Origin of the sequence: Streptomyces sp. B1866 (assembly GCF_031932565.1) — a bacterium.
Taxonomy (GTDB): Bacteria; Actinomycetota; Actinomycetes; order Streptomycetales; family Streptomycetaceae; genus Streptomyces.
The window spans coordinates 1-8048 of sequence record NZ_JAVSCF010000280.1 but is presented as its reverse complement, the minus strand read 5'-3'; the positions used below and the strand labels follow the sequence as shown (position 1 = coordinate 8048).

Here is an 8048-nt window from a genome sequence, read left to right as displayed (position 1 = left end):
GGCCCGCGCCGCCTTGGCCCGCGCCGCGTCTGGCCCGCGCCGCGCCCGGGCGCCGCGGCCGCGTCGCCCGGCCCGGACAGGCCCCGGCCCCGGACCCGAGCCCCGGACCCGAGCCCAAGACCCGAGCCCAGGCCCCCGGTCACAGCACCCGGCCCAGGGCCAGGCCCGGCCCCGCGCCCAGCCGGAGGCCCCGGCCACCGGCCGAAAGCTCCGTCCCAGGACCAGGCCGGTCAAAGAGCCCGGCCCGCCCGACCCCGGAACCCGCCCAGCACCAGCCCAGAACAGGCCCCGGGACCAGCCCCACCCGCGTCAGGCCGGGTCGGCCGGGTGCGGCGCGAGCAGCGGGAGGCCCGCCGCCAGCCGCTCCTCGCACAGACCGGCCAGCAGCCCGTACGCCGCCGCGCCCATCAGCTCGGTCAGCTCCGCCCGGTACGACACGTACACCGGCTCCCCGCCGCCGTGCGCCGACCGGGCCGACGTGCACCACCAGTGCAGGTCGTGCCCGCCCGGACCCCAGCCGCGCCGGTCGTACTCGCCGATGGTCACCTGGAGCACGCGCGTGTCGTCGGGCCGGTCGATCCAGTCGTACGACCTGCGGATGGGCAGCTGCCAGCACACGTCCGGCTTGGTCTCCAGCGGCTCGCGCCCCTCGCGCAGCGCCAGGATGTGCAGCGCGCAGCCGGCGCCGCCCGCGAAGCCCGGACGGTTCTGGAAGACGCACGAGCCCTCGTGGCGCCGCGTCTGGCGCTCGCCGTCCTCGTTGGTCTCCGCCCAGCCGGCCGCCTTCCCCACGCCGTGGAACTGCCACAGCTCGGGCGTGAGGCGGGCCACGTGCCCGGCGACGCGCCGTTCGTCGTCCTCGTCGGAGAAGTGCGCGCCCAGCGTGCAGCAGCCGTCGCTCGCGCGCCCCGCCTGGATGCCGTGGCAGCCGTGGCCGAATACGCACGTCCACCGGGAGGTCAGCCAGGTCAGGTCGCACCGGAAGACCTGTTCCTCGTCGGCGGGGTCGGGGAAGTCCACCCACGCGCGCGGGAAGTCCAGCCCGGCCTCGTCGCCCGGCTCCGCCTCGCCGGGCTCGAACGCCCCGGGCCCGGCCTCGCCCGGGCGGGCCCCGACGGGGGCGGTTCCGGCCGGGGCAGCGGCGGGCTCCGCGATGCTTTTCGCGTTTTCGGGGGATTTCCGGCGCTTCGGCGTTTTCGTCTTTGCCACGTCCCCCAGCGTATGCCCCCGCACCCCGCGCGACGCCGGGCTCGGGCGCCCGGCGCGACCGGCTCCGGCGCCGTACGGTCCGTACGGTCCGTACGGACCCCGCGAACCCCCGCCGACCGGCCCCGACCGGCGGCCGCCCGGCCGGGCTCTCCCGGAACGGTCTTTCGGACTGTGGACACCTGTGAACGCCCGTGACCGTCCGCAGTAGCGTTTCAGCCATGAGACTCGGTGTCCTGGACGTGGGTTCCAACACGGTCCACCTGCTCGTGGTGGACGCGCACCCCGGCGCCCGCCCGCTGCCCGCCCACTCGCACAAGGCGGAGCTGCGCCTGGCCGAGCTCCTCGACGGCGACGGAGCCATCGGCCAGGAGGGCGTCGACCGCCTGGTCGCCGTGATCGGGGACGCGCTGCGGGCCGCCGAGGACAAGGGCGCCGAGGCGGTGCTGCCGTTCGCCACCTCCGCCGTCCGCGAGGCCGCCAACGTCGACGAGGTGCTGGCCCGGGTCGCCGCGGAGACCGGGGTGGCGCTGCGCGTGCTGACCGGCGACGAGGAGTCCCGGCTCACCTTCCTCGCGGCCCGCCGCTGGTACGGCTGGTCGGCCGGAAAGCTGCTGGTCCTCGACATCGGCGGCGGCTCGCTTGAGATCGCGTACGGGCTGGACGAGGAGCCGTCCGTGGCGGCCTCCCTGCCGCTGGGCGCCGGCCGGCTGACCGCCGGCTGGCTGCCCGGCGACCCGCCCGACCCGGCGGACGTACGCGCGCTGCGGCGGCACGTACGCGCGGAGATCGCCCGCATCGTCGGCGACTTCAGCCGGCACGGCACGCCGGACCACGTCGTGGCCACCTCCAAGACCTTCAAGCAGCTCGCCCGGATCGCGGGCGCCGCGCGCTCCGCCGAGGGGATCTACTCCCCGCGCGGGCTGACCCGGGAGGCGCTGGCGGAGTGGGTGCCCAGGCTCGCGTCCATGCCGGTGGCGCGGCGCGTGGAGCTGCCCGGCGTGTCGGCCGCGCGGGCGCCGCAGCTGCTGGCCGGGGCGCTGGTCGCGGAGGCGGCGATGGACCTGTTCGGCGTGACCGAGCTGGAGATCTGCCCGTGGGCTCTGCGCGAGGGCGTCATCCTGCGCCGCCTGGACCACCTGCCGTCGATCGGCGGGCACGCCGACGTGGCGGCGGTGGCCGTGGTCGCCGAGTTCGGCGACGCGGCGCCGGCCTGACCGCCGCGCCACCGCCGCGCACCGCCCGCCACCGCCCCCACCGCTCCCGCCAGGCACCCGACCGCTCCCGCCAGCCCCCTCGAAACCGACCGCCAGCCCCCTCGAAACCGACCGCCACGCCCCTCGAAACCGACCGCCAGACCCTGCCGCCCGCCGAACGGCCCAAGCCGCGCCCCTCCAGCCCCACCAGTCACACCCGCAACGCAGGCCCCCAGGCGGCCGTACCCGCGCTGCCCGGTCGCCGGTAGCCCGCCGTACGCTGTCCCTCGTGGCAGACCCAGTAGTGCGCATTCCGGATGCGAAGGTCGCGCTGTCCACGGCTTCGGTCTATCCGGAGTCGACGGCGACGGCCTTCGAGATCGCCGCGCGCCTGGGGTACGACGGCGTCGAGGTCATGGTCTGGACCGATCCGGTGAGCCAGGACATCGACGCGCTGCGCCGCCTGTCCGACCACCACGGCGTGCCCATCCTGGCCGTGCACGCGCCCTGCCTGCTGATCACCCAGCGCGTGTGGACGACCGACCCGTGGGTCAAGCTCCAGCGCGCGCGGGCCGCCGCCGAGCGGCTGGGGGCGAGCACGGTCGTCGTCCACCCGCCCTTTCGGTGGCAGCGCGGCTACGCGCGCGAGTTCGTGCGCGGCGTGTGGCGGATGGCGGGCGAGACGGACGTGCGGTTCGCCGTGGAGAACATGTACCCCTGGCGCTACCGCGACCGCGAGCTGATGGCGTACGCGCCCGACTGGGACGTCAGCAAGGACGATTACCGGCACTTCACCGTCGACCTGTCCCACACGGCCACCGCGCGCGCGGACGCCCTGGAGATGATCGGCCGCATGGGCGACCGGCTCGCCCACCTGCACCTGGCCGACGGCGGCGGGTCCAACAAGGACGAGCACCTGGTGCCCGGGCGCGGCAGCCAGCCGTGCGCCGCCGTGCTGGAGCGGCTGGCCGCGACGGGCTTCGACGGGCACATCGTGGTCGAGGTCAGCACCCGCCGCTCGATGTCCACCGCGGAGCGCGAGGCCGACCTGGCGGAGGCCCTGGCCTTCACCCGGCTGCACCTGGCGGCGGCCTCGGTGTCCGCCGCGTCGCGGTCCGCCGCGTCGCCCGCGCCGGGGGCGGTGCCCGGCTCGTGACCCGTGTCCCGCCGCCCTCCCGGCCCACCCCGGCCGTCCGCTCCACACCCGCCCCCACCGCCGGTACGGCCGCCCCGGCGCCCCGGCGGCGCGGCCGGGGCCGTCCGGCCCGTACGAGCGCGGCCGCCGCCCCCGCCGCCCGCGACCGCATCCTCGAAGCCGCCCGCAACGAGTTCGCCGCCCACGGCTACGACCGCACGTCGATCCGCGGCATCGCGAAGGCGGCGGACGTCGACCCGGCCCTCGTGCACCACTACTTCGGCACCAAGGACCAGGTCTTCGCCGCCGCCATTGAGCTGATCTTCGCCCCGACGATGGGCGTCCCGGAGGTCGTGCACGCCGGCCCGGACGGCGCGGGCGAGCGGATGGCCCGCTTCCTGCTCGGCATCTGGGAGGACCCCGTCCTGCGGGCGCCCCTGCTGGCCGTGCTGCGCTCGGCGGTGACCAACGAGAAGGCGGCCGCGGTCCTGCGGCGCATGATCGAGCGGCGGCTGCTGCTGCCGACGGCGGTCGCGCTGGCGGTCCCGGACGCGGAGCTGCGCGCCCAGCTCGCGGCCGCCCACCTGCTCGGCATCGCCCTTCAGCGGTACGTGCTGCGGATGGAGCCGGTGGCGTCGGCGCGCGTGGACGACATCGTGGCCCTGGTCGGCCCGAGCCTCCAGCGCTACCTCGCCGGCCCCTGACCGAGCCCGCCCCACCACCACCGCCGGCCCGCCCCGGACCGGCGGTACCCGGTCCCCGTCTCACATCCCGGTAACCTCGTCCCACCCCCCGCGCGCGGCGTACGCTCGACGGGTAGCCGCGCCGCACCGGCCCCGCGCCACCACCGCAGACCACCCCCAGGGAGTGAGCATCGTGCCCGAGCTGAGGTCCCGCACCGTCACCCACGGCCGCAACATGGCGGGCGCCCGCGCCCTCCTCCGCGCGGCCGGCGTAGCGCGCGAGGACTTCGGCAAGCCGATCATCGCCGTGGCGAACAGCTTCACCGAGTTCGTGCCCGGCCACACCCACCTCCAGCCGGTCGGCCGGATCGTGTCCGAGGCGGTCAAGGCGGCGGGCGGCGTGCCGCGCGAGTTCAACACCATCGCCGTGGACGACGGCATCGCCATGGGCCACAGCGGCATGCTCTACAGCCTGCCGTCCCGCGACCTGATCGCCGACTCCGTCGAGTACATGACCGAGGCGCACCGCGCCGACGCCCTGGTCTGCATCTCCAACTGCGACAAGATCACCCCGGGCATGCTGATGGCCGCCCTGCGGCTGAACATCCCCGCGGTGTTCGTCTCCGGCGGCCCGATGGAGTCCGGCACCACCACCCTGGTGGACGGCACGGTCCGCAAGCTCGACCTGATCACGGCCATCGCCGAGGCCGCCAACGACGCCGTGTCCGACGAGGACATCGCGCGTATCGAGGAGAACGCCTGCCCGACCTGCGGCTCGTGTTCCGGCATGTTCACCGCCAACTCGATGAACTGCCTCACCGAGGCCATCGGCCTGTCCCTGCCGGGCAACGGCTCGGTCCTCGCCACGCACACCGCCCGCCGCGCGCTGTACGAGCAGGCGGGCCGTACGGTCGTGGAGATCACCAAGCGGTACTACGAGCAGGACGACGCGACCGTCCTGCCCCGCTCCGTCGCCTCCCGCGCCGCCTTCGAGAACGCGGTGGCGCTCGACGTCGCCATGGGCGGCTCCACCAACACCATCCTCCACCTGCTCGCCGCCGCCCAGGAGGCGGAGGTGGACTTCACCATGGCGGACATCGACGCCCTCTCCCGCCGCCTGCCCTGCCTGTCCAAGGTCGCGCCCAACGGCTCGTACTACATGGAGGACGTGCACCGCGCGGGCGGCATTCCCGCCATCCTCGGCGAGCTGTACCGCGCCGGGCTGCTGCGCGAGGACGTGCACACCATCCACTCCGCCTCGCTCGCCGACTGGCTCAAGCAGTGGGACATCCGCGGCGGGTCGCCGTCGCCCGAGGCCGTCGAGCTGTTCCACGCCGCGCCCGGCTGCCGCCGCTCCGCCGAGGCGTTCTCACAAGAGGAGCGCTGGGAGACGCTGGACACCGACGCGGAGAAGGGCTGCATCCGCGACGTCGAGCACGCCTACTCCCAGGAGGGCGGCCTGGCCGTCCTGTACGGCAACCTCGCCCAGGACGGCTGCGTGGTGAAGACCGCGGGCGTGGACGAGTCGATCTGGACCTTCGAGGGCCCGGCCGTGGTGTGCGAGTCGCAGGAGGAGGCGGTCGAGAAGATCCTCGCCAAGCGGGTCACCGCGGGCGACGTGGTCGTCGTCCGCTACGAGGGCCCCAAGGGCGGCCCCGGCATGCAGGAGATGCTGTACCCGACGTCCTTCCTCAAGGGCCGCGGGCTGGGCAAGCAGTGCGCCCTGATCACCGACGGCCGGTTCTCCGGCGGCACCTCCGGTCTCTCCATCGGCCACGCCTCGCCCGAGGCGGCGGCCGGGGGCACCATCGCGCTGGTCCAGGACGGCGACCGCATCCGCATCGACATCCCGTCCCGCACGGTCGAGCTGCTGGTGCCGGAGGAGGAGCTGGCGGCGCGCCGCGCGGCCCTGGGAGGCGTCTACGCGCCGCGCGAACGCGTCCGTACGGTGTCGGCGGCGCTGCGCGCGTACGCGGCGATGGCGACGAGCGCCGACAAGGGCGCCGTGCGGGACGTCTCCAAGCTCGGCGGCTAGGCCGTGTCGTTTGGATCAGGGCGGGCTCGCGACGCCCGGCACTCCCCCAGCTACCGCTGGGGGTGCCCCCGCCCCCCGGCTACCGCCGGGAGGTGCCCCCGTGCGGCGTTGTCGTCGTCGCACGCAGTGCCTCCCCCAGCTACCGCTGGGAGGTGCNCCCCTGCGCTCTCCTCCTCCGCCTTGCAGCCGGGGGGTACCTCCCAGCGGTAGCTGGGGGAGCACCGGACGCCGCTCCCTGATCCACCCTGATCCAAACGACACGGCCTAACCCGGCCGCACGCCGCCGCGGGGCCGCACGCCGGCCCCGCACCGCGGTCCCGCGCGCCGACGGCGTCCGGCGCGGCAGCCGCACGCGCCTGCCGGCCGGCGTGCGGCCCGGCCCGTACGCCCTGGCCGCACGCCCCCGGACCGTGCGGGACCGGACCGTACGCCCCGGACCGCACGCCGCCCCCGTCAGCCCGGCGGCCCGTCGGAGGGGACGGGCCGCCCGTCCGGGCAGGCTCTCCCGCGCACGCGGGCCCCGCAGGACGCGGACGGTCCTCTGACGCGCCGGTACGACACGCCCTGCCCGCCCGTGAAGAGACGCCCCTCCGCCATCCGGTACGGGCCCCGCCGCGCGCCGCGTCCACGCCTGCCCGGACGTACGCCGTACGCGATCCGGCGCCCGGCGCGCGTCCCGGCCCGTACGCGTGGACGGACGGCCTACGCTCACCAGTGAGCGGGGTCCCGCTCATCCACCGCGAACACGGTTCCTTCAGGAGCGGAAGCGAAGATTCGGCCCTGCGCCGCCACCGGCGGGGGCACGTGGGCCAGGTAGCCGCTGCCCGCCCGGCCCGGGCGCGGCGGGGTCTGGCCCACCAGCGTCCGCCGCGCGGTGTCCACGGCCAGCAGCCGGCCGTCCGCCGCCGAGAAGTACAGCCGGTCACCGGAGGCGACCAGCGCCGACGCGTTGCTCACCGACGTCTCCAGGCGCCAGCGCTGCGCCTGGGCCGGCCGCGCGCGGCGGCTGTCGACCGCCACCAGACCGCCGTCCGCGCCCAGCAGGTAGACCATGTCGCCGCGGGTGGCCGCGCCCGCCTGGGACACGGCCACGGGCAGCGGCGCCCGCCGCGCCCGCCCGGTCGCCGGGTCGTAGCGCACGACCGCCGTGGTGAGGGACTGCGCGTCGGACTCGGTCAGCAGCAGCACGCCGCCGGGCGCCGTCCCGACCGGCGTGAGGTAGCCCGGCAGCGACCCCTGCCGGCGCACCGTCCCGCGCGTGGTGTCCACGGCGGTCACCCGGGTGCGCGAGCCGTCGTCCGCCGTGGTCACCGCGTAGGCGGTGCGCCCGCCGTCACCGGGCAGGCCCGCGGTGAACGTCGGCAGGGCGTGCCCGGGGAAGGCGCGCCGCCACCGCTCCCGGTTCGTGGCGGCGTCCACGGCGGTGACCGTGCCGTCGGCCGCGACCAGCAGCACCGCGTCCGCCGTGCGGTAGACCCGGCCGCCGTAGCCGGACACGTCCCGGGTCCAGCGCGGCCGGCCGGTGGCCGGGTCCAGCGCCTCCAGCCGCCCGCCGTCCGGCGACAGCACCTGCACCAGGCCCCCGGCGAGCACCGGCGGCTGCGGCGGGCCCTGATCCGGGCGGCTCGCGGCCGGCCGCGACCAGACCACCCGGCCGCCCGCCGGGTCCACGCGGGCCGCCGCGAGGCCGCGCTCGGTGCAGTACAGCCCGCCCAGCCCGTACGCGCAGGTGGGCACCGGCACGCCGCCGCCGGCCGCGGCCCCGGCGGCCCGGCCCAGGTCCGTCCGCCACG

The 8048-nt window shown here is 76.4% G+C and carries 6 protein-coding genes; 4 read left to right on the top strand and 2 right to left on the bottom strand.

All coding sequences use genetic code 11. The features are described from left to right. Window positions 1-309: 309 nt before the first annotated feature. Window positions 310-1209: a hypothetical protein gene (locus RKE29_RS25675; RefSeq protein WP_312008021.1), complete on the bottom strand. Its 900-nt coding sequence runs from the start codon at window positions 1207-1209 to the stop codon at window positions 310-312. Between the two features lie 218 nt (window positions 1210-1427). Between RKE29_RS25675 and RKE29_RS25670 the strand changes: the two genes are divergently transcribed. The 4 genes from RKE29_RS25670 (at window position 1428) to ilvD (ending at window position 6255) form a co-directional block, all read left to right on the top strand. After that, entirely contained in the window at window positions 1428-2423 is a 996-nt protein-coding gene (locus RKE29_RS25670) for a Ppx/GppA phosphatase family protein (RefSeq protein ID WP_312008020.1), read from the top strand. Window positions 2424-2691: 268 nt separating this feature from the next. Next, window positions 2692-3558 carry a sugar phosphate isomerase/epimerase gene (locus RKE29_RS25665; RefSeq protein WP_312008019.1) on the top strand — a complete coding sequence of 289 codons (867 nt, stop codon included), beginning with the start codon at window positions 2692-2694 and terminating at the stop codon, window positions 3556-3558. Then, window positions 3555-4241 carry a TetR family transcriptional regulator gene (locus RKE29_RS25660; protein ID WP_312008018.1) on the top strand — a complete coding sequence of 229 codons (687 nt, stop codon included), beginning with the start codon at window positions 3555-3557 and terminating at the stop codon, window positions 4239-4241. The genes RKE29_RS25665 and RKE29_RS25660 overlap by 4 nt, the downstream gene beginning before the upstream one ends. A gap of 172 nt (window positions 4242-4413) precedes the next feature. After that, entirely contained in the window at window positions 4414-6255 is a 1842-nt protein-coding gene (gene ilvD / locus RKE29_RS25655) for a dihydroxy-acid dehydratase (protein WP_312008017.1), read from the top strand. A gap of 708 nt (window positions 6256-6963) precedes the next feature. On the opposite strand, the gene RKE29_RS25650 is transcribed toward ilvD, so the two are convergent. Beyond that, the coding region (locus RKE29_RS25650; RefSeq protein WP_312008016.1) for a PQQ-binding-like beta-propeller repeat protein at window positions 6964-8048 on the bottom strand (1085 nt) is incomplete at its 5' end.